The organism is Marinobacter bryozoorum (assembly GCF_023156245.1).
In the GTDB taxonomy this organism is placed as follows: domain Bacteria; phylum Pseudomonadota; class Gammaproteobacteria; order Pseudomonadales; family Oleiphilaceae; genus Marinobacter; species Marinobacter bryozoorum.
Map to the genome: position 1 here is coordinate 1 of NZ_JAKZAH010000027.1, position 21421 is coordinate 21421.

A 21421-nucleotide genomic window follows, 5' to 3' on the forward strand; every position below is an offset into this window, starting at 1 on the left:
AGGTTAGAACCATTAGATAAGAAGTCCCACGACAGGAAATCGTTTGATTGTGGGCTGGAGCGCGTCAATGAGTTCCTCCGACGCGAAGCCCGCAATCAGATGGATCGAAAGATTAATCGGACCTGGGTGCTGGTGAATGACGAGCCCCCCGTGTTGCCGGCACCGGTGCTGGGGTATTTCACCCTGACCAGTGCAACGGTGGTGAGGGATGAGTTGCCAGACCAGGAGACCCGCAGTCGGTACCCCGCCTATCCCATCCCGGTGATCAAGCTGGCCTGGCTGGGCGTTGATAGAAAGCTGCACGGGTCCGAGTACCGGCTTGGGGAAACGATCCTGCTAGAGGCCTTGGAAGAGGCCTACCGGATTGTGCAGTACAGCGGTATGGGCATAGCGGTTGTCACAGATCCGCTGACCCAGGAAAGCGACCGTTTCTTCAAGCGGTACGGCTTCCAGGCAATGGGGCGACCGTTTGGAGACTTCCAGTCTTTGTATTTGCCAATGCGCACACTCGGTCAGTTGATTGATCCGCCATCGTGAGATCGAGGATTGTTTCAGTTCGCTGTATAGGTGCACCCAGCTAATCCGGATTTTTTTGAGTATTACGTATGGAAAGCCGGCGGGTTCCAGAGAATCATCAACCCGGATGTGACCATGAATCTAAAACAATTATTACCCCAGCTGCGACCACAGGCCATCGAGTGGGCTGAATCGCAAGCAGATCAAATCGCGGTATACGGCGAACCGCTAAACGGACTAGCCACGAAGATAGCTCTAAAGATGGGAGTTAAACAGCCAGAGCTGATTCGGATCGCATTCGTCAATGATTTACCTCTTCCGCATGAGCAGCTGCTACGCGACGTGGCCGTTCATACGGGCCTTCTAGGCCCTAACATAGCTGGAATCACCTTTGGGCATTCCGTATTGATTCGTCAGGGCCATGGCAACATCCGGTTGCTCTCCCACGAACTCCGTCACGTTCAACAATACGAACACTACGGATCCGTCGCCGCATTCCTGAACGACTACCTTCAGCAAATAGCCGAGGTCGGTTACGAGAAGGCACCGTTAGAGCTGGACGCAAGAAATCACGAGATTATCGATGTTTAAAGGGTATACGGATTTAATGGTTGATGGGGCACCTTCACCCCATCAATCTGATACCACCCTCAGATGGTTGATAGATCGACTCCGTAGTTGAGTTCCTCTGCGAAGTCCGGCAGTCCGTAACCGATGGTTTTCTTGTAGAAAGGAGAGACCTTCGCAGTCGGTGCCTTCTTCTTGTGCTTCGTGGTGTAGAGCATTCGTGCCCGCATCACCTCGAAGGAGTAACCGCGCCCTTCACGGTTCTTGTCCTTGGCCAGTCGGTTGATGGACTCCGTGTAAGCGTTGGTGACGGGCATGTCCGTCTCGAAGTAGGTCATGGTCTCTTCGCGCCAGTTTCCCACTGCCCTGACCAGATCGCTCCAGACTTCCTTTTGGCCCTTCGGGATTCGTCCAGGGCGGCTTCTGCCTGGAGCCGTGTGGTGGCGTCCCAGATGCCGTAGAAGCGCTCCTTGTGCTCGTAGGCGGCCAGCAGTTGCGGGAACGCGCCTGTCCAGGTCTCCATGATGAGGCGCTCCCGGTCTGAGACTTCGTGAGCGCGTTTCAGCAGGATTTTCCGGTCTCCCTTGAGAGTCCGGCTCTGGGACGGTTTCAGCTCCTTTCTGAGGCCCTTGCGCACTCTCTCTAGGGCATCGTTGGCCATGCGCACCACATGGAACTTATCGACCACGATACGGGCCTGGGGCAGCACAGCCTTGACCGCTGCCCGGTAGGGGTTCCACATGTCCATGCTGACGATCTCGACCTTCTGCCGGTCTTTCAGCTTCATCAGGTAGTTGGTCACCACGTCCTGGCGGCGGGTGGCCAGCAGGTCGAGCAGGGTTCGCTCCTCAATGTTGGTCAGAATGCAGCGGTAGCGCTTGTTCAGGTATAGCTCGTCAATGCCCAGGATGCGGGGCGTCTCGAAGCGGTGCCAGCGCCCCAGGAACTCGGCGCGGGCGTTGAAGATGTCGCGCACCGTCTTCTCGTCCAGGCCGGTCTGTGCCGCCACAAAGGTGTAGGGGTGGTTGAAGGATTCCTTCTCCACGTACTCATGCAGCCGCAGTGTCATACGGAATCCGTCCACCATCTCCGGTAGCTGGGGCCTGAATGTTGTCTTGCAGGCCCGGCAGGTGTATCGGCGGCGGACCACCCAGAGAGTGACCCGCTTGCCGTGGATGGGCAGATCACGATAGGGAACGTCACGCTTGCCGAACCGTACGAACTCACCCTGCACGCCGCATTCCTCGCAGGCGATGGGATCGGGCACGTCCACCTGGAAGTGCATTTCGTCGTCGGTTGATTTGCAGCCCAGTACTTGGTATTGCGGCAGGTGAAGGATGTTGTCGGGAAGTTCGGTCATGGTGTTGTATAGGCGTAGGTGTCAGTCAGATCCATCCGGCTCGGCATTGGTGTTTGCTTTTTTACCCAACAAGCTGCTGGAAACGAAAAGTAAGGCACCGAGGACAATTGCAATATCAGCCAGGTTGAAGGCCGGCCAATGCCAGTCTCGCCAATAGAAATCAAAGGAATCCACAACATAGCCGCGAAAGACCCGGTCAATCAGGTTGCCCATGGCGCCACCGAGGATAAGACTGTAAGCGATGGCTTCTCCTTTATGACGATTTTCAAGGATCAGCTTGATCAGAAAAATCGAGACCACTACCGCGATTCCGATAAAAAAGTAGCGCTGCCAGCCTCCACCATTCGCAAAAAGACTGAATGCGGCACCGGTGTTCCATAGGTGCACCCAGTTAAAGAACGGGGTCACCGAAACATACTCGCCATAGGCCATTGATTGCTGCACCAGCCACTTTACAGCCTGATCAGACGCTGCCAGCAGGCCCGATATGGACAATAGGGCATACGGCGAGAGCTTTTTGCCAATAATGAGCATTATTTAACCCTTCAACGCCAAAATGCGTCTGGCACCGTTAAGTACAATGCCCCCCGCGATGGTGCCGATAATCAGATCCGGATAATTGGAACCGGTCCACGCGACCAGGGCGCCGGCGGTGATGACCCCCAGGTTGATCACCACGTCGTTGGCCGAGAATATCCAGCTTGCCTTCATGTGCGCCCCGCCTTCCCGATGTTTGGATATGAGCAGCAGACAACTGGTATTGGCAATCAATGCGACGAATGCGATAGCCATCATCACCAGCGATTCAGGCTCACTACCGAATACAAAGCGTCTCACCACCTCTACGAGCACGCCCACAGCCAAGATCAGTTGCAGTACACCAGCAAGATGCGCGGCACGTACCTGCATTTTCACGCTATGTCCAACCGCATAAAGGGCAAGCCCGTACACCGCCGCATCGGCAAAATTGTCCAGGGATTCTCCAATCAGGCCGGTGGACTGGGCGATCAGACCGGCAGTCATTTCCACCACGAACAGAAGTGCATTGATGCCGAGCAACCAGCGCAGGGTCCCGGATTCTTGCTTAGCAGAAGCTGCCGAAAACTCGGCGACCTTGATGGTCTCCGGATTTGCAGCGACGGTTTCCTGAAGCGAGGCGCCTAGCCCCAAGGTCTTCAGTTTCGAGGTGACGGGCTCGACCTCGCCGTCATGCACGACCTTCAGCCGGCGGTTCGACAAGTCGAAGGACAGCGCCCGAATCTCCTCAAAGCCGTTCAGGGCTAGGCGAATCATTCGTTCTTCTGATGGACAGTCCATCTTCGGCACGGCATAAACACTGACCCATCTCCCTGGCGCCTCGGAGGAGGCCTGTATATCGGTATCCGCTGCGGACGTTGCATCACCGCCACAGGCGCCACCACAGGATTTGCTCATGATACGACTCCACTTGAACAATGTTGTGGTACCATTTAAAACTATAAAGCTACTATAAGGTCAATAGAGTAAAGAATCCGTTGGGGAGGAGGCTGATGCGCATTGGTCAGTTGGCGCAGTTGGTAGGGGTCGAAACACAGACGATCCGCTTCTATGAACAGCAGGGCTTGTTGCCGCCGCCTGATCGGCAGGACAACGGTTACCGTGTCTATACCGAGAAGCATGGTGAGGGGCTGGCCTTCATCCGTCGCTGCAGAATCCTGGGCCTGTCACTGGCTGAGATTCACGAACTACAGAGCTATCAGGACGACCCTCATCAGCCTTGTACCGCCGTCAACGCCTTGCTCGATGATCACATCTCTCATGTGCGGTCGCAGATAACCGCTCTGCAAGCGCTTGAGAAACAACTCGTTTCACTGAGAGCGAGTTGCAACGATGACCGGGAAGTTGAGGCGTGTGGGGTTCTTGCTGGAATTAGCGAAGGAAACATGCACCAGCAGTAGGTGAAGCATCAACCAGATAATCCGATGAGATGCCGGTCTGTCTCACTCTCATGCAAAGGTAAGATCAACCATTTAATCCGCTTACCCAAACAAAATAGCGTTTCAGAACGATACCCGAAACGCACTTAAGCTTTATGGATCAGGCTGCTCACGGCTTCGACATACCCATTACTCAATACGCTTTCAGGGCCCTATAGGACTCCGGCCCAGTGCCGCTTGCTGGGGGGCTACGAGTTGTTTCATCGGTTCCAACCGACAGCGTCTGGTCCAGGAGTGCCATCGCTTCAGTAACCCTTTCGCTAGTTCACGACCAGGGTTGGCCTGGAAGAGGTCACGCAGGGCCTCATTGATGCGCCAGGCACGAGCGGTCTTCAGTTTGGAGCGGGGCAGGTCGTAAACGGCCTCATCCTGCGTTTTGCTCCAGCGGGCCATGTCCTTCAGCCAGGCCTATTGGGTTCGCTTCAGGTGGGGGGCGTGGCGCACTTGGGCCTTGTGAACGGCATTCCAAAGCCTGTTTCGCCAACTTGAATATATGGAACCGGTCGAAAGTGACTTCAGCGTTGGGTAAGTGCTGCCCCAGGCCACGGATGTAAGCTTTGGACATTGGCGTGCCTGGCCCTGATGGTCGGCAATTTCAGAGGGTCGCTTCGAAACCGATAGTGGTCACAGAGCTGTATCCACAACCCTGAGCCTGGATGCCATATAATCTAGCACCCGCCACAGCGTACCGGCGGCACCTCGGCATGGACAGGCGGCGAAATGGATTAGAGCCCAAATAAGGTCAGAGGGTGTGTAGACCGCCGGGGTTTGATAACCCCAAGCCACATTAAGGTAGTAAGCTCATATATAGAGAATACCTGTCCGGATGCGGTCACTCAGATCCAGACATTTTGTGAAGTGAAAAATGCGTGTTACTTTTGAAATCGGCCGTCAAACTCGCCCAAGGGCAGCGGTCAAATTGTCCGATCTGGGTCACCTGTCACCGGACAACTCTGTGCCCACAATCGGCGCTAATCGTTGAAAAGCCCACACCCCAAGGGCTGGAGCGAAACAGGTCTTCCGCATTCATCTGGTTGATTTGCGCCGATTTAGCCCCGCTAAGCACGACCTCCACCATAGTATTCCGCTGCACTCCGGAGGCAAAGGTCATAGGTTCGAATCCTATCGGGCGGGCCATATTTATCAAGGACTTGCGTGAAAACGCAGGTCCTTTTTTTTATGTCTGTGCCCACGTGGTGCCCTGAGGGTGCCATCGAGCCGAAGGTGCAAATATAGCCTCCTGCTGTTTTTGCGTTAGCCATTCCTCCTCGAAGCAGGTTCGCGCGCAGCTTTCCGAACGGCCTCATCGACTCACGCTAGATCACCTCATTATTCAGCGACTGGCAAGCCACCCTCCCTCACCTTTTCTTTTGATGTATGTCGCCGGTCTTTGCCTATACTTGATTAATCGCAAGTTGGTGTTGGTGCGTGAGTGGCTTTCCGATGATCGAGCGACTGGCAGACAACGACGGTATTCGCTACCGGCTGACCCCCAACCGGTCCATCAGCTGGCCAGGCCTGGTTCGGGTCTGGCTTGGACTGGTTGTGGTAACGGGCTGTGTGGTAGTCGGCTGGACCCTGGCTGGGGTCTGGCTGGTGATTCCCTTTGCCGGGCTGGAGCTGACGGCGGTGGGTGCAGGCCTGTGGTATACCGCCCGCAAGTGTGCTCGCCAGGAAGTGATCACGTTTGGCGCCACGGAAGTGGTGCTGGAGAAGGGGCATCTGCGCCGTGAACAGCAGTGGCAATGGCCGCGGACATCGGTGACGATCCTGCTGGATCCCGAGCCACACCCCTGGGTGCGGGAGCAGGTCTGGCTGTGTTCCCGGGGAGAGGAGATTCCACTGGCGGACTTTCTGAATCCCCGGGAGTCCCGGGAGCTGGTGACGGTTCTCCAGAGTCAGGGGCTGCACGTCACCCGGCGGGCGCGGGAATTCGTAGGCATCTGGTTCTGACCGGCGCTACAGGCGCGTCTCCGGCGTCAGGCTGACCACAGTATTGCCGTTGCCCACCGTTACTTCGCCATCCTGGATGTTGATCTGCAGGTTCATGGTGCGGTCTGCCAGCCCGGCCAGTGCCCCAGTATCATCCTGTGCCAGGGCGATGACCGCCAGGTTGTTGTGGCGCTCCAGGCGATTGTGCAGCTTGTCCCACCATACCGGTAGCGCCCGGCCACCATAACCGTAGATAGTCACCTTGTCCGCCCGGTTGCAGGCCTTGCGTATCCGGTCCTCATCGGGAAGCCCGGTTTCGATCCAGTGTTCTATGTGGCCGGTGAGGTCCTTCTGCCAGAGGTCAGGTTCGTCGTCAGTGCTCAGGCCGCGGGTGAATTCCAGGGCGTCGTTGGCGTTCAGGGCGAAGGCCAGCAGTCGCACCATCATGCGTTCGTCGGTCTCTGACGGGTGGCGGGCAATGGTGATGTGGTGGTCGGCGTAGTAGTGGCGGTCCATGTCGGCGATGTTGAGGGTCGCCTTGAACACGGTGGCTTTGAGGGCCATGGTTAGCTCCGTGGCTGATCCTTGGGGAGGCTAGTGTAGCGGATTTTGCGGACCCGCTGTGGTGTGATTTTTTGTACAAAGGCGATTAAACGGGTTGCAATCACGCCTGCGAATAACAATAATTATCACTAAGTTTGATTGGGCCGGGAGTTTCCTTCTATGTACGTCTGCCTTTGTACTGGTGTCACCGACCGTGAAATCCGTGAAGCTGCGGAAAACGGTGTCAGCTCCATGCGCCAGCTCGGCAAGGAGCTGGGTGTTGGTCGCCAGTGCGGCCGCTGTGCCTGTACCGCCCGGGAAATCCTCCGCGAGTCCCGCTCCTCGGATTACCTGGCCCTGGCCAACCTGCTCGCCCAGCCTGCCTGACCGGGACATCATCCCGGCCAGCGCCGCTGTCAATGACCTCTGTCAAACGTAAACCATTCTCTTGCGCGATTTTTTCTTGGCGCATTACCGTCTATCCTTGTTAAATCTGCTGAGACAAGTCAGCGATTCCATCGACAAATGGCGTCCGGTCAGACGGTCGTCAGTCTGTACGAAAGATTGAGAAATCCAGAGGAGGCCCTGGCCGTGAAAGGTGACAAGAAGGTTATCCAGTTTCTGAACAAGGTGCTGGCCAATGAGCTGACCGCCATTAACCAGTACTTCCTGCATTCACGCATGTACAAGGACTGGGGCATCACCAGGCTGGCGGACAAGGAATACGAAGAATCCATCGACGAGATGAAGCATGCCGACCAGCTGATCGAGCGTATCCTGTTCCTGGAGGGGCTGCCTAACCTGCAAGACCTCAACAAGCTGCTGATCGGTGAGAACGTCCAGGAGATGATCGAGTGCGACCTCAAGCTGGAGATGACGGCGCATACTGACCTCAAGGAAGCCATTCTTTACTGTGAGGAAGTGCGGGACTTCACCAGCCGGGAACTGTTCCGCAGCATCCTGGACAGCGAGGAAGAGCACATTGACTGGCTCGAAACCCAGCTGGAGATGATTGGCCAGATGGGCATCCAGAATTACATCCAGCTGCAGTCCGGCGCTGCCGAGTAAGCCGCACGTGGCACTCAAGCCGGGCGTAACCGCCTGGCATGCCCCGCCCATGAACCCGGTCTTGTGAAGGCCGGGTTTTTAGTTACTTTTCCGCACTGACCTGCAGTTGTCACCGCCAAGTCGCTAGAATGGGCCCGATTTTTGCCTGATACCGGGTATCCCTTTGTGGGCGCCCCGAAACCTGATTCCGCTGACCAACCAGGAGATTCCCTGCCATGGACCTGTCCTGCTTTAAAGCCTATGACCTGCGTGGCCGTGTGCCGGACCAGCTGAACCCGAACCTGGCCGAGCGTATCGGTCGGGCCTATGTGGAAGTCACCGGTGCCCGCAAGGTCATTGTCGGCTACGACATCCGCCTCTCCAGCCCTGAGATCGCGGATGCGCTGAGTTCCGGGCTGATGGCCGCCGGCGCCGATGTGTTTGATATCGGGCTTTGCGGTACCGAGCATGTCTACTTCGCCACCAGCCACTTCGGCATGGACGGTGGCATCATGGTGACGGCCAGCCACAACCCCCGGGACCACAACGGCATGAAGATGGTGGGGCCAGAATCACGACCCATCAGTTCTGACAATGGTCTCAACGAAATCCGCGACCGGGTACCGGAACCTTTTGAAGACGCCCCGGAGCAGGGCAAATATGAAACCCTCGAGGTCATGGCCTCCTATGTGGATCATCTGCTGGGTTACATTGATGCGGGCTCGCTCAAGCCCATGAAAATCGCGGTGAATGCTGGTAACGGCGGGGCCGGTCTGGTGATCGATGCCCTGCAGCAGCACCTTCCCTTCGAGTTCATCAAGGTGCACCACGAGCCTGATGGTCATTTCCCCAACGGTGTGCCCAATCCGATCCTGCCAGAGAACCGTGCAGCCACCGCAGACGCGGTGCTTGAGCATAAGGCCGCCATGGGCATCGCGTGGGATGGTGACTTCGACCGGTGTTTCTTCTTTGATGAAACCGGTCGTTTCATTGAAGGCTACTACATTGTCGGCCTGCTGGCGGACCAGTTCCTGCGTAAGACCGGCGGCGGCAAGGTGATCCACGACCCCCGCCTGACCTGGAATACCCTGGACCTGGTGAAGGCTGCCGGCGGCGAGCCGGTGGAAAGCAAGACCGGCCACGCCTTTATCAAGCAGCGGATGCGGGATGAAGACGCTGTGTATGGTGGCGAGATGAGTGCGCACCATTACTTCCGGGACTTTGCCTATTGCGACAGTGGCATGATCCCCTGGCTGCTGGTGGCCGAGCGCCTTTGTCAGTCCGGCCAGTCCCTGTCCTCGTTGATTGATGCCCGGATCGAGGCCTACCCGGCCAGCGGCGAGATCAACCGTACCATCGACAACCCGCCGAAGGTCATCCAGGCCATCGAGGAAATCTACGGCCCCAAGGCGAAGTCGGTCAGCCATGTGGATGGCCTGAGTGTGGAGTTTGATGACTGGCGCTTTAACCTGCGCATGTCCAACACAGAGCCGGTAGTGCGACTGAACGTGGAGTCCCGGGCCGACCAGGCGCTGATGGAAGAAAAAACGGAAGAACTGTTGAAGGAAATGGATCGGCTGAACCGGGTCTGATTCCGCAAGGACCGCAGTAACAGGGGCGGCGGGTCAGCCGCCCCTGTTCCCGATTACGAATCCCGATTTATAGCCAGTCGTTCAGCATGATGCCGATACCAATGCGGTGCATGCGTTCGTTATAGTCAATCAGACTCTCACCGTAACCGTTGTAATACTGCACGTAGCCCTTGAGGGTTTCGCCGATGGGGAAGCTGTAACCCAGTTCTATGGAGGTCCGGTTGTCATCGGATCTCATGTTGTTCATCAGCCTGGTAGACAGGACGTGGTCGTCATCCCACTTATAGACGGCAATGTATTCTGCGTAGCCCAGGTAATCATCAATGTCCGGGTTGTCGTTATCGCTGTCCTTTTCTGGCAGGCGGTACCAGGGGTTCACCATGAACAGCCAACGGTTGTAGGTATAGGAAATGCTGCCCTTGATGCGGTTCCAGCTGCGGGAGCGGGGCTCGGACTGCCCGTTGGACTGGTGATTGAAGCCCACCGACACCGAGTTCAGTTCACCGGGGCCCACGTCCCAGCCCAGACGGTGCCGGAGGAATATCTCGGGCTCGTAGTTGGTTTCCCGGAAGGGGGCAGAATCCTCGGTGTTGTACACCTGCCAGAAGGATTTCTGGGTATAGCCGAACCAGAGGGTGGTGCGGTCATCCAGTACGCCGCTGAGCAGCGGTACCCGGAAGCTGATCTGGTACTTGGCCTCCTCATCCCTCAGGTTGGCGTCATAATCTGCTTCGCCGGTGCGGGGGCTGAACGGGTGTTGGTTGGGTGAATCCACATAGGTATAGGGCAGGATATATGTGGGCTGATAGGGCACGAAGCCTCCGATCAGCGAGCCGATCAGCCGCTCCTTGGCCTCGTACTCCTCGATTTCCTGCTCCATGGCGCGTTCGTCGGAAGCCTGTTGCTCGGACTGTTCCATTTCTTCGCTGATTTGCTCCGCCATCTCCTCAACCTGTTCTCCGGTCCGCTGTTGGTCGGGAGCAGGTTGTTCAGTCTGGGCGGTGGCCTGCAGTGGAAGTGAAGAGCCGACAAGCGCGGCCAGTAACAAAGGTTGCCAGGTCTTCATACGGAATCCCTTAATCAAAAGTCCATGCATAATAGGTGTCTACAGATGACCGGCGTATTAAGCCGGGGTCAAGGCTAAATCAGCCTGGCAGGCTGTGCCAGGTCTGGGCGATGGCATAGGCCCAGACCCCAAGCATTGTCAGCACCAGCAGGCCGAACAGTATCTTTTGCCTGGGACTCTGCCCTTCACTGGCAGCGGCTATCCATCGCAGATACATCAGACCGAGGAACGACAGGAAAACCACCAGGCTCGCGACCGCGGGGACCAGTAGCCAGCCAGCGCTAACCTGGCCGCTGTCGCTGGTCTGACCAAGCAGCGCCATGGAGCCCAGGAGGACGGCCAGGGCGATGAATTCAGCAGCCAGCAATGGTTTGCGCCAGGGATGGGTGTTCTGCGAAGGTTTTCCGGTCATTTGCGCCCTCGGCCGGTTGGTGGAAACGGATCTGCTCTATCTTAGCGGTTTGTTGGTTTTTTTGCCCGGCTCCACCCGCTATAATGCGCCCACATACAATTGGGGAGCCTGCCGGTCTGTCAACACCCCTGGCTTCCGGAATGCTCTGATGAGAGGTGCATTGTGAAAATGATGAGAGTCCTGGCGGCCGTACTGGTTGCATTCGGTCTGACGGCGGCAAGCGCTGTTGCAAGTGTAGAAGATCAGATCCGTGAGCGTATTGCCCCGGTGGGCAAGGTCTGCCTGGAAGGGGAAGACTGCGGTTCGGCCGCGGCAGCTCCGGCAACAGCGTCCAGTGATGGCCCTCGCGCAGGTGACGAAGTTTATAATTCCGCTTGTACCGCCTGTCATGCTACCGGCGCAGCGGGCGCACCCATTGTGGGTGACGCGGGTGCCTGGGGTGCACGCATTGACAAGGGCATGGAAACACTGATTGATCACGCGATTAACGGCTTCCAGGGCATGCCTCCGAAAGGTGGATGCGGCAGCTGTTCCGACGAGGAAATCGAAGCCGCCGTGCAGCACATGGTAGACGCTTCCCAGTAATTCCCCGGACAGGGCTGGCCCGATAATGGGCTGGTCCTTTTCCGATCCCCTCTGTCAGCCCCCCAGGTCGCCCAAGAGTGCGCTGAGGGTGGCTTTGCCTTTTTGCTGATTGGCTTCCTGGTCCAGGTCGCCGGTTCCCTCCCATTTCACGTCGCCTTCGGGCAGTTCGTCCAGGAAGCGGCTGGGTATGGTTTCCAGTTTCTCGCCATACTGGCGACGCTGCGCCGCAAAGGTCAGTGTCAGGGTTTCCCGGGCCCGGGTAATGCCCACGTACATCAGTCGCCGCTCTTCCTCGATATTGCCTTCCTCGATGCTGGACCGGTGGGGCAGGATCTCCTCTTCAAGACCCATGATGAAAACATGGGGGAACTCCAGGCCCTTTGATGCGTGCAGGGTGAGTAGTTGCACCTTGTCGCTGTCGTCCTCTTCCTCCTGCTGCTCCATCATATCCCTGAGAATCAGGCGGCTGATGGCATCTTCAATGGTGGTCTCATTGGCGGTGCCCTTGTCGTCGTCGAGCATGCGCTGGATGGAATCGATCAGGTACCAGATGTTCTCCATGCGCCGTTCGGCCTGTTTGGGGCTGCTGGCGTGCTGGTGCAACCACTCCTCGTACTCAATATCGGTGAACAGTTGCTTGAGCACGGGCACCGGGTCTTCCTTATAGAGGCGGCGGCAGGTGCTTTCTACCCAGTGACGGAAGCGCCGTAAGCGATCCAGGCCTTTCTCGGTCACGTGGGTCTCCACCCCCATTTCGTCCAGGGCACGGTGCATGCTGATATTCCGGGCCCTGGAATAATGACTGAGTTGTTCCAGGGTGCGGGGGCCGATCTCCCGCCGGGGTACGTTGACCACCCGCAGAAAGGCCGCATCGTCATCCGGGTTGATCAGCAGGCGCAGGTAGGCCATGGCATCCCGAATCTCGTTCTTCGAGAAAAATGACTGGCCGCCGGAGATGCGGTAGGGAATCTGGAATGCCTGCAGTTTCATTTCCAGCAACCGGGCCTGGTGGTTGCCCCGATAGAGTACGGCGAAGTCCCGGAACTGTTGTCCCTTCTTCAGTTTCTGGTCAATAATTTCCGATGCCACCCGGTGGGCCTCGGCATCCTCGTTGCGGCACCGTACGATGCGCAATTCGTCACCGATGGTGTGGTCGCTCCACAGGGCTTTTTCGAATACGTGGGGGTTGTTGGCGATCACTTCGTTGGCGCAGCGCAGGATACGGGACGTGGACCGGTAGTTCTGTTCCAGCTTGACGATTTTCAGGCTGGGGAAATCCTCTTTCAGCTGCACCAGGTTTTCCGGCCTGGCACCCCGCCAGGCATAGATGGACTGGTCATCATCGCCCACCACGGTAAAGGCCGTCCGCTCGGCTACCAGCAGTTTGACCAGTTCGTACTGGCACAGGTTGGTGTCCTGGTACTCATCCACCAGCATGTAACGGATCTTGCGCCGCCACTTGGCCAGGGCCTCCGGGACCGTGCGAAACAGCTGCACCGGCAGCAGGATCAGGTCGTCAAAGTCCACCGCGTTGTAGGCCTTGAGGTACTGCTGGTAGTGCTTGTAGATGAGGGCAATGCGTTGTTCACGCTCGTCTGCAGCCCGGCTCCAGGCGTCCTGGGGGCCCTTCATGTCATTCTTCCAGGAGGAGATCGTATGCTGGATATCGGACAGTTCATCCCCGGCATCCGCGCTGGCCTCCCGCAGCATCAGGTCCTGCAGCAGGGCCTTGGCGTCTTCCGCGTCGAAGATCGAAAAGCCCGGGTGATAGCCAAGGTGAGCCAGCTCTTCCCGGATAATATGCATGCCAAGGTTGTGGAACGTGGAAACGGTGAGGCCCCGGGTCAGTTTGCGGTCCACCAGTTTGCCCACACGCTCCTTCATTTCCCGGGCGGCCTTGTTGGTAAAGGTCACGGCGGCAATGTGTCGTCCCGGGATACCTGCCTGCTCGATCAGGTAGGCGATCTTGCGGGTTATCACGCTGGTCTTGCCGCTGCCGGCCCCCGCCAGTACCAGCAGGGGGCCGTCGATATAATGTACGGCTTCGCGTTGACGGGGGTTAAGTTGTGACACAGTTCACCTGATGCGGGATTCGGCAGAAAGCAACATTCTACCTGAGACCAAATTCTGTATCTTCTTCGGCTATCAGCTATCTTGGTAGGGTGGTGCTGGCGCCGGCGTCTGTTCGCAGCCTGTCCATGCGAAGCCGGCTGTACATCCGTCACCCACTGGCAGTAATGCTTCCGGCCCACCCGGGGTCGGGTAATGAAGAGCACCTGAATTTCTTATGCAGTCCGATAATCTGCGCATCCTGGTCCTGACCGGGGAGCAAACCGATTTCCTGCGGTACGGAGCCCTGCTCCGTGGCCATGGTGACTTTGTTCCCGAACTGACCTGGTGTCCCGATCCGGATGACGTGGGTGACCTTCTGATCCACGCGCATTTTGACGCCCTGCTGTGGGAGCCCACATTCCATGCCGGGTCCGAAGGAGGCTTCCTCCAGTACCTGGCGGTGGCGGGCAACGAAAAACCGGTGATTGCCATTGGCAGCGGCCTGGAAGATGAGCAGACCGAGAGGCTAGTGGCCGGAGGCGCAGCGGATTACCTGTGCAAGGGGCACCTGGACCGCTGGTCCCTGGCGCGGGCAGTGCGGTGTGTCTGGTTTCGCCAGCAGCTGGAAGACAGCGCCGGCGGCCAACTGGGCCGGGAGGTAGCCAGTGGCTTTATCAACCGCAACCTGTTCTTCGACCGCCTGCAGCAGGCCATTCTCCGGGCCGAGCGGGGTGATCACCGGCTCGCGCTTGTTCACATCAACCTGGATGACTTCCGCACCGTTAACGAGTCCCTGGGCTATCGCCAGGGGGACGAGCTGGTGCTCCGGCTGGCTGAACGCCTCCGGCAGGCCTTGCGCCGGGTTGACTCCCTGATGCGCATTGGTGGTGACGAGCTGGCGGTGATTGCCGAGAATGTGGACGACTCCATCGACCTTTCCCAGGTCGTCCGCAAGCTGGTCTCTGCCCTGAGTGACCCGGTTATGGTGGCCGGTAACCGGGTGGGTATCACCGCCAGTCTCGGCGTGGCCACTTTCCCGGAAGCCGGTGATACCCCGGAAACCCTGCTGCGTCGTGCCAACCGGGCCATGTTCGAAGCCAAGCGGGACTCGGGCACCAGCTACCGGTTCTACAACCGCCAGCTTCACATTTCTGCCGGTCACCAGCTGAAACTGGAGGAGGATCTGCGCAATGCGCTCCGCTCCGGCGAGCTGGAACTCTACTACCAGCCCCGTATCGATCTTATTACCGGCGAAGTCAGGGGCGTGGAGTGCCTGATTCGATGGAACCACCCCACCCGGGGCCTGGTCATGCCTGATGAGTTTATCCCGGCGGCGGAGCGTAGCGGCCTGATCGTGCCCATTGGCTACTGGGTCATCGAGCAGGCCTGTGCACGCCTGCGAGCGTCGGCTGACCTGGGTTTCCCGGGGCTGGTCTTTGCGGTCAACCTCTCGTTCCGTCAGTTCCACGACCGCAAGATGACGGAAACCATCTTCCGCATCATCTTCAACGCCAACGTGGACACCTCGCTGCTGGAGCTGGAACTGACCGAAAGCGCCATGATGCACGACCCGGACTATGCCCAGCGCTGCCTGCGGGAACTGAGCCAGCTGGGTATCAGCTTTGCCCTGGATGACTTCGGCACCGGGTATTCCTCCCTCACCAACCTGCAGCACCTGCCTATCTCGCTGGTCAAGATCGACAAGTCCTTTGTCCAGGCCCTGGGCGAAACCGGGGACTCGGAGCACATCATCCGTGCCATTATCAGCCTGGCCCACAGCCTGCAGATGAGCGTGGTGGCGGAGGGCGTGGAAACCGAGGGCCAGCTCGCGTTCCTGCGGGACCAGCACTGTGACGAGGTGCAGGGTTACTACTACGCACGCCCCATGCCCTGGCCTGCACTGCTGGATTTCCTGCAGGACCGTAATCGCCTGGCTTGCCTGCCGGAGTAAGGCCCTGTACCTTTTGCGGTCTGATTTAACGGTCTGACCCAATACAGTGACGAATGGTCCGCTATCGTGCGGGCAGGATTCTCCCCTTTCAGGTAACACAGCATGATCAGTATTCCCGGCCGCATAGCCGAAGAGCTCGGCGTACGCGAACAACAGGTTAACGCCACCATTGCCCTCCTGGATGAGGGTGCCACAGTCCCCTTCATCGCGCGCTACCGTAAAGAAGTTACCGGTGCCCTGGACGACAGCCAGCTGCGGACCCTGGAAGAGCGGCTGCGCTACTTGCGGGAGCTGGAAGAGCGGCGGGAAACGATCCTCAAAAGCATTGATGAGCAGGGCAAACTGACCGACGAACTCCGTGCCGCCATCGACACCGCCGACACCAAGAACCGCCTGGAAGACCTGTACCTGCCCTACAAGCCCAAGCGTCGCACCAAGGCCCAGATCGCCCGTGAGGCAGGGCTGGAGCCGCTGGCCGACAGTCTGTATGAGAACCCGGAGCAGGATCCGGAAGCCCTGGCAGCGGAATACCTGAACCGGGAAGCTGGTGTCGAGGATGCCAAGGCGGCCCTGGAAGGCGCCCGTAACATCCTCATGGAACGCTTTGCCGAGGACGCCGAGCTGCTGGGTCGCTTGCGGGACTACCTGTGGGGTGAAGGCCAGCTGAAGGTCACCGTCATCGAGGGCAAGGAGAACGAAGGCGCCAAGTTCCGGGATTACTTTGATCACCAGGAGCCCCTGAAGAAAATGCCCTCCCACCGGGCGCTGGCAATTCTGCGTGGGCGCAACGAGGGCATTCTCACCTATGCCATTACCGTGGAAGGGGAGAGTGACGACCGTCGCGTGCCGCACCCGGCGGAGGCGAAGATTGCCGCCCACTGGAATATCCGTGACCAGGGCCGCCCGGCGGATCGCTGGCTGGCCGAGGTGGTGCGCTGGACCTGGCGGGTCAAGCTGTCTACCCAGCTGGAAACAGACCTCATGGCCCAGGTACGGGAAGCCGCCGAGGCCGAGGCGATCCAGGTGTTTGCCAATAACCTCAAGGACCTGCTTCTGCTGGCTCCGGCCGGCCCCCGGCCGACCCTCGGTTTGGACCCGGGCCTGCGCACCGGGGTAAAAGTCGCGATAATCGACGGCACCGGTCAGGTGGCCGGTTACGGCGCCATCTATCCCCACGCCCCGAAAAATCAGTGGGACCAGTCCATAGAGCAATTGGCGAAGTGGTGCCGGGAGCACAGGATCGAACTGGTTGCCATCGGCAACGGCACCGCCTCCCGGGAGACCGAGAAGCTGGTGGCCGACCTGTGCAAGCGCTACCCCGAGTTCAAGCTCAACCGCATCGTGGTGAGTGAGTCCGGTGCGTCCATTTACTCAGCCTCTGAGTTCGCCTCGCGGGAACTGCCGGACCTGGATGTGACCATCCGTGGTGCTGTTTCCATTGCCCGCCGCCTGCAGGACCCGCTGGCGGAGCTGGTCAAGATCGAGCCCAAGTCCATCGGCGTCGGTCAGTACCAGCACGATGTCTCCCAGGTGCAGCTCGCGCGCAGCCTGGACGCGGTGGTGGAGGACTGTGTAAACGGTGTCGGCGTCGACCTGAACACCGCATCGGCGCCGTTGCTGTCCCGGGTGTCGGGCCTGAACCCCGGCACCGCCGAGAACATCATCGAGTTCCGCAGCCGCAATGGCGGTTTCCGCAGCCGCAAGCAGCTGCTGGAAGTTCCTAGGCTGGGGCCGAAGACCTTCGAGCAGGCCGCCGGTTTCCTGCGGGTGAGTCAGGGCGAGAACCCCCTGGACCGTTCTGCCGTACATCCCGAGGCCTACGGTGTGGTAGAAGCCATTGCCGACAAGAATGGTCGTAAGGTGGGCGACCTGATTGGTGATGTGAGCTTCCTGCGTAGCCTCAATCCGGAGGACTATGTGACCGACCAGTTCGGGGTGCCCACCATCCGGGACATCATCGCCGAGCTGGAAAAGCCGGGACGCGACCCCCGGCCCGAGTTCCGCTTTGCCAGCTTCCAGGAAGGGGTGGAAACCCTCAACGACCTGAAGCCGGGCATGACCCTGGAGGGTACGGTGACCAACGTGACCAACTTCGGGGCGTTTGTGGACATCGGCGTACACCAGGATGGGCTGGTGCATATCTCCGCCCTGTCCCACGAGTTCGTGAAAGACCCGCGAGAGGTGGTCAAGGCCGGGGACATCGTTAAGGTCAAGGTGATGGAAGTAGACATTCCCCGCAAGCGTATTGGCCTGTCCATGCGCCTGGACGACAAGCCCGGCGAGAGCAACCGGCCGGAGCGGGGGCAGGGCGATCGTCGCAAGCCTGCCCAGGGCCGCCAGGGCTCTGGTGGCGGACGGCGGGGTGCCCAACCGCAACAACCCCAGGGTGCCATGGCAGGGGCCCTGGCCGAAGCGCTGGCCTCAGCCCGCAAGGACAAGCGTTAATCCAACGGTGGTGGGCGGCCTTTCGGCTGCCTGCCCGTGCTAAAGTTGTCCGCAGCGGTGAGGCTTCCGCTCGCCGGGTGATCAGAGGAGTCAAACATGGGTGCATCGCGCCACGGGCTGTTTTCTCAGCTCAACGCCAGTGACTGGGACGGGTTCCTGAAGGGGGCCGAGAAAGAGGGGCTGCGGGTTGATCGCAACGGGTTCATCGCCCAGACCCCGCATCCGAAGGCACTGGGCTCGGCGCTGACCCATCCGCGCATCACCACCGATTACTCCGAATCCCTGATGGAGCTGATCACCCCGGTGTGCCGCAGCACCGAGGAAATGCTGGCGTCCCTGCGGGACACCCACTGGTTTGTCCACCAGCACCTGGAAGACGAAGTGCTCTGGTCTGCCAGTATGCCCTGTGCGCTGGATGGTGACCCCAGTATTCCGATCGCGGAATACGGCAGCTCCCACATTGGCCAGCTCAAGCATGTCTACCGCCAGGGCCTGGCCGTGCGCTATGGCCGCATGATGCAAAGCATTGCCGGCGCCCATTACAACCTGTCCCTGCCCGATAGCTTCTGGCAGAAATGGCAGCAATTACTGGGCAACGGGCAGTCGTTGCAGGATTTCAAATCCGACCAGTATTTCTGGCTGATCCGCAATTTCCGCCGCCGTAGCTGGCTGCTGATGCTGCTGTTTGGCGCTTCACCGGCGCTGGATGCCAGCTTTGTGCGTGGCGTCAGTCATCAGTTGTCACCGTTGGGTGACGATACCTTCTACGGGCGCAATGCCACCTCCCTGCGTATGGGGGACCTGGGTTACCACAACAACGCCCAGTCGTCCCTGAACATCTGTTTCAACGAACTGAAAACCTACACCGAAACCCTCGACCGGGCGATTCACACGACCTGGCCTCCCTACGAGGAAATCGGCACCCGTCGTGGCGGCCAGTTTATCCAGATCAACACCAGCATCCTCCAGATCGAGAACGAGTACTACAGCGCGGTGCGGCCGAAGCGGACCACCGAGCGCGGCGAGAAGCCCATCCAGGCCCTGGACCGTCGTGGCGTGGAATACATCGAGGTGCGCTGCCTGGACCTGGATCCGTTCTCGCCGCTGGGCCTGAACGCCCCGCAGGTGGATTTCCTGGACCTGTTCCTGCTGGGCTGCCTGCTGCAGGACAGCCCGCGAATCGGTGATGCGGAATGTGACCGCCTGGACGATAACTACAAGGATGTGGTGAACGAAGGCCGTGATCCCCGGCTCCAGCTGACCGGTTGCGATCGCGCCCTTGCCCTTGGCGATGCCTCGCGGGAAGCCCTGGATGAACTGGATGCCCTGGCGGAACAGCTTGACCAGTGGCAGGGCGGAAGTCGATACCGGGAGGCCCTGGCGGCGCAACGGCAGAAGCTGGACGACCCGTCACTGCTGCCGTCAGCTCGCGTGCTGGCTGCCATGGAGAATACCGGTCGCGGCCACCGGGAGTGGACCCTGGAGCTGTCCAGGGAGCACCAGCGCAGCCTGCGTGAGGCAGCCCCCGATGAGCAGGTCCGCGCTGACTTCGAGCGTATGACACGGGAATCACTGGATGAGCAGGCCGCTATGGAGCAGGCCGACAGTGGTACATTCGGAGAATTCCTCGAGAACTACCTGGCTAGCTGAGTGTCCCAGGGCAGTGGAAAATGGTGGGATCCTGGCGCTGGGTTATCGCTGAATCACAAAGGTAGTGAACAGCACATCGACAATCTGTTCGCCGGTCCTCTGTTGCTCCAATACCTGGTTCAGGCGGTTACGGGCCTCCTCCCGGATGGCCTGCTGTCCATCCGGGGAGGAAAGGGTTTCCAGGTCGGTCTGCTCACCAAAAAGCATGACCAGTTCATGGCGTAGCCGGGGCATGTGGGTTTCTATAGCCGCGCCGGCAGTTTCTGAGTTGACCCTCAGGGAGACATCAGCCTTCAGGTACTTGAGGCGCTCAGACGCTTCACCCACATGGGTGACGAACGAGGGTGTCATTTCCAGGTAGTTGGTAAACGCCGGGGCGTCCTCGCTGGATTCGTCAGCGCCGGGCTCTTCCTGGGCAAGGGCTGAGAAAGGCAATGCGATAGCGAACACGAGGCTGATCCAGAAAGCAGGGTATCGATTCATCATCGGTTTTCTTGATTCACAATAGGAAATGGTCTGGCTCGCAGAATAGCAGGACCCGCTGGCGGATGCAGCCATTGCAGGTCGGGCGATGCCAGCCAACGACAGAAGGTTTCACGACAGATGCGCAGACTGATTTTTCTCTTTGCTTTCCTGGTGCCTGCCGGCTTGCTGGCGGTGGCGTTTTACATGGAATACGTCATGGGGCTGGAGCCCTGTCCCCTGTGCTGGCTGCAGCGGTTTGCCTTTATGGGGGTGGCAGCCGTGGGCTTGCTGGCGGTGATCCATAACCCGGGCAATATTGGCGGGCGCATCTACGGCTTCCTGCTGGCGCTGACAGCGGGTATCGGCGTCGGCCTGGCGGGCCGTCAGTTATGGCTGCAGAGCCTGCCTGAGGACCAGGTGCCGGCCTGCGGTACTTCCGTCGACTATATGCTGGAGGTGTTCCCGCTGATGGATGTGCTGGCCATGGCGGTCAAGGGTACCGGTGACTGTGCCAAGGTGGTGTGGACCTTCCTGGGGCTGAGTATTCCCGGCTGGACCGCCGTATTCTTCACCCTGATCATCCTGGCGGGACTAGCGATTCTGTTCGGAATCATCCGTCCTTCTGCCCGTCGCTGAGATACTGTTTCGCGGTCGCCCGGGGGCCCTTACAGGTTGTGTTTTTGGTGCTTGCCCGCCTGCTCGCAATTAGGGTAACTTGGTTCTCACCGCTGACTGCGATAAACCTCATCCGCCCGGGAGGCACCATGCTAGAGAACTGCCGTACTGCGAAGGAACGCTGGGGAGGCGTCCACCAGTTGATTGACCGCTGGTTGAAGGAGCGCCAGGAACTCCTCGTACACTACTGTGACCTCTCCGATACTGCCCGGGATACCGCTTCAGAGAATCTTGGCAAGAAGCTTGAGCGGCTTTGCCAGATCCTGGTGGATTATACGTCCGCTGGCCACTTTGAAATCTATGAGCAACTGATCCAGGAAGCCCGTGAGTTTGACGACGGAGGCATTGAACTGGCGGGCCGCATTTATCCCCGTATCAGCGAAACCACGGAGGTAGTGCTCGACTTCAATGAGCGCATTGATGGTAAGCGGCCGGCCGAGTCAGAAATGGACGACCTGATGGCAGAGCTGTCCCGGTTGGGTGAGGCCCTCGAAACCCGCTTCGAGCTGGAAGACTTCCTCATCGAGCACCTGCATAACGCCCATGCTGACAAGGTGCCGTCATCGGTGTGATTGTGGCAGTCAGGC

The 21421-nt window shown here is 59.0% G+C and carries 22 protein-coding genes and 1 pseudogene; 13 read left to right on the plus strand and 10 right to left on the minus strand.

The features are described 5' to 3' along the window. Nucleotides 1-99 precede the first annotated feature (99 nt). Nucleotides 100-537 carry an acetyltransferase gene (locus MLC59_RS13770; RefSeq protein WP_345799781.1) on the plus strand — a complete coding sequence of 146 codons (438 nt, stop codon included), beginning with the start codon at nucleotides 100-102 and terminating at the stop codon, nucleotides 535-537. A 114-nt stretch (nucleotides 538-651) separates the two neighbouring features. Next, on the plus strand, nucleotides 652-1107 hold the full coding sequence (locus MLC59_RS13775) for a hypothetical protein (protein WP_248235132.1): 456 nt from the start codon (nucleotides 652-654) through the stop codon (nucleotides 1105-1107). Between the two features lie 59 nt (nucleotides 1108-1166). Here MLC59_RS13775 and MLC59_RS13780 read toward each other — a convergent pair. From MLC59_RS13780 to MLC59_RS13790, 3 genes and pseudogenes are all read right to left on the minus strand, one after another. Next, a pseudogene (locus MLC59_RS13780) lies at nucleotides 1167-2443 on the minus strand (ISL3 family transposase). Nucleotides 2444-2464: 21 nt separating this feature from the next. After that, the gene (gene lspA, locus MLC59_RS13785; RefSeq protein ID WP_004863699.1) at nucleotides 2465-2977 is read right to left on the minus strand and encodes a signal peptidase II; all 513 of its coding nucleotides are present in this window, start codon (nucleotides 2975-2977) and stop codon (nucleotides 2465-2467) included. A gap of 3 nt (nucleotides 2978-2980) precedes the next feature. Further along, the gene (locus MLC59_RS13790) at nucleotides 2981-3877 is read right to left on the minus strand and encodes a cation efflux transmembrane domain-containing protein (RefSeq protein WP_248235133.1); all 897 of its coding nucleotides are present in this window, start codon (nucleotides 3875-3877) and stop codon (nucleotides 2981-2983) included. A gap of 95 nt (nucleotides 3878-3972) precedes the next feature. On the opposite strand from MLC59_RS13790, the gene cadR reads away from it, so the two are divergent. After that, nucleotides 3973-4380, plus strand: coding sequence for a Cd(II)/Pb(II)-responsive transcriptional regulator (gene cadR, locus MLC59_RS13795; RefSeq protein ID WP_004364961.1), 408 nt, complete (start codon nucleotides 3973-3975; stop codon nucleotides 4378-4380). Nucleotides 4381-4563: 183 nt separating this feature from the next. On the opposite strand, the gene MLC59_RS20160 is transcribed toward cadR, so the two are convergent. Then, nucleotides 4564-4812, minus strand: coding sequence for a transposase (locus tag MLC59_RS20160; RefSeq protein WP_427901731.1), 249 nt, complete (start codon nucleotides 4810-4812; stop codon nucleotides 4564-4566). Then, the gene (locus tag MLC59_RS20165) at nucleotides 4784-4984 is read right to left on the minus strand and encodes a transposase (RefSeq protein ID WP_427901732.1); all 201 of its coding nucleotides are present in this window, start codon (nucleotides 4982-4984) and stop codon (nucleotides 4784-4786) included. The genes MLC59_RS20160 and MLC59_RS20165 overlap by 29 nt, the downstream gene beginning before the upstream one ends. Nucleotides 4985-5847: 863 nt before the next feature. Between MLC59_RS20165 and MLC59_RS13800 the strand changes: the two genes are divergently transcribed. After that, nucleotides 5848-6372 (plus strand): DUF2244 domain-containing protein, encoded by a 525-nt coding sequence (locus MLC59_RS13800; protein WP_248235135.1) that lies wholly within the window; start codon nucleotides 5848-5850, stop codon nucleotides 6370-6372. A gap of 6 nt (nucleotides 6373-6378) precedes the next feature. Here the strand turns inward: MLC59_RS13800 and MLC59_RS13805 are convergent, their stop codons facing one another. Then, nucleotides 6379-6915, minus strand: a complete 537-nt coding sequence (locus MLC59_RS13805; protein WP_248235137.1) for a YaeQ family protein — start codon at nucleotides 6913-6915, stop codon at nucleotides 6379-6381. 159 nt (nucleotides 6916-7074) lie between these two features. Between MLC59_RS13805 and MLC59_RS13810 the strand changes: the two genes are divergently transcribed. From MLC59_RS13810 to MLC59_RS13820, 3 genes are all read left to right on the plus strand, one after another. Next, nucleotides 7075-7281, plus strand: coding sequence for a bacterioferritin-associated ferredoxin (locus tag MLC59_RS13810; protein ID WP_091848798.1), 207 nt, complete (start codon nucleotides 7075-7077; stop codon nucleotides 7279-7281). A gap of 204 nt (nucleotides 7282-7485) precedes the next feature. Next, entirely contained in the window at nucleotides 7486-7962 is a 477-nt protein-coding gene (gene bfr / locus MLC59_RS13815) for a bacterioferritin (RefSeq protein ID WP_248235146.1), read from the plus strand. 215 nt (nucleotides 7963-8177) lie between these two features. Continuing rightward, complete coding sequence (locus tag MLC59_RS13820) at nucleotides 8178-9533, plus strand: phosphohexomutase domain-containing protein (RefSeq protein ID WP_248235150.1); 1356 nt, start codon at nucleotides 8178-8180, stop codon at nucleotides 9531-9533. 67 nt (nucleotides 9534-9600) lie between these two features. Here the strand turns inward: MLC59_RS13820 and MLC59_RS13825 are convergent, their stop codons facing one another. Further along, nucleotides 9601-10599 (minus strand): phospholipase A, encoded by a 999-nt coding sequence (locus tag MLC59_RS13825; RefSeq protein WP_248235153.1) that lies wholly within the window; start codon nucleotides 10597-10599, stop codon nucleotides 9601-9603. Between the two features lie 79 nt (nucleotides 10600-10678). Beyond that, nucleotides 10679-11011 carry a hypothetical protein gene (locus MLC59_RS13830; RefSeq protein ID WP_248235157.1) on the minus strand — a complete coding sequence of 111 codons (333 nt, stop codon included), beginning with the start codon at nucleotides 11009-11011 and terminating at the stop codon, nucleotides 10679-10681. Between the two features lie 168 nt (nucleotides 11012-11179). On the opposite strand from MLC59_RS13830, the gene MLC59_RS13835 reads away from it, so the two are divergent. Continuing rightward, the gene (locus MLC59_RS13835) at nucleotides 11180-11596 is read left to right on the plus strand and encodes a c-type cytochrome (protein WP_248235165.1); all 417 of its coding nucleotides are present in this window, start codon (nucleotides 11180-11182) and stop codon (nucleotides 11594-11596) included. A 54-nt stretch (nucleotides 11597-11650) separates the two neighbouring features. Here the strand turns inward: MLC59_RS13835 and rep are convergent, their stop codons facing one another. Further along, nucleotides 11651-13669 (minus strand): DNA helicase Rep, encoded by a 2019-nt coding sequence (rep, locus tag MLC59_RS13840; protein WP_248235167.1) that lies wholly within the window; start codon nucleotides 13667-13669, stop codon nucleotides 11651-11653. A 214-nt stretch (nucleotides 13670-13883) separates the two neighbouring features. Here rep and MLC59_RS13845 point away from each other — a divergent pair, with 214 nt between their 5' ends. The 3 genes from MLC59_RS13845 to gshA all read left to right on the plus strand — a co-directional run bounded on the left by MLC59_RS13845 (nucleotide 13884) and on the right by gshA (nucleotide 19694). Continuing rightward, on the plus strand, nucleotides 13884-15599 hold the full coding sequence (locus tag MLC59_RS13845) for a putative bifunctional diguanylate cyclase/phosphodiesterase (RefSeq protein ID WP_248235169.1): 1716 nt from the start codon (nucleotides 13884-13886) through the stop codon (nucleotides 15597-15599). Between the two features lie 102 nt (nucleotides 15600-15701). Then, nucleotides 15702-18044 (plus strand): Tex family protein, encoded by a 2343-nt coding sequence (locus MLC59_RS13850; RefSeq protein ID WP_248235172.1) that lies wholly within the window; start codon nucleotides 15702-15704, stop codon nucleotides 18042-18044. Between the two features lie 96 nt (nucleotides 18045-18140). Continuing rightward, entirely contained in the window at nucleotides 18141-19694 is a 1554-nt protein-coding gene (gene gshA / locus MLC59_RS13855; protein WP_248235174.1) for a glutamate--cysteine ligase, read from the plus strand. A gap of 42 nt (nucleotides 19695-19736) precedes the next feature. Here the strand turns inward: gshA and MLC59_RS13860 are convergent, their stop codons facing one another. Then, nucleotides 19737-20180, minus strand: a complete 444-nt coding sequence (locus tag MLC59_RS13860) for a flagellar basal body-associated FliL family protein (protein WP_248235177.1) — start codon at nucleotides 20178-20180, stop codon at nucleotides 19737-19739. A 117-nt stretch (nucleotides 20181-20297) separates the two neighbouring features. On the opposite strand from MLC59_RS13860, the gene MLC59_RS13865 reads away from it, so the two are divergent. Both MLC59_RS13865 and rsd read left to right on the plus strand, forming a co-directional pair. Continuing rightward, nucleotides 20298-20795 (plus strand): disulfide bond formation protein B, encoded by a 498-nt coding sequence (locus MLC59_RS13865; RefSeq protein WP_248235179.1) that lies wholly within the window; start codon nucleotides 20298-20300, stop codon nucleotides 20793-20795. A 128-nt stretch (nucleotides 20796-20923) separates the two neighbouring features. Next, complete coding sequence (rsd, locus tag MLC59_RS13870) at nucleotides 20924-21406, plus strand: sigma D regulator (RefSeq protein ID WP_248235181.1); 483 nt, start codon at nucleotides 20924-20926, stop codon at nucleotides 21404-21406. Nucleotides 21407-21421 lie beyond the last annotated feature (15 nt).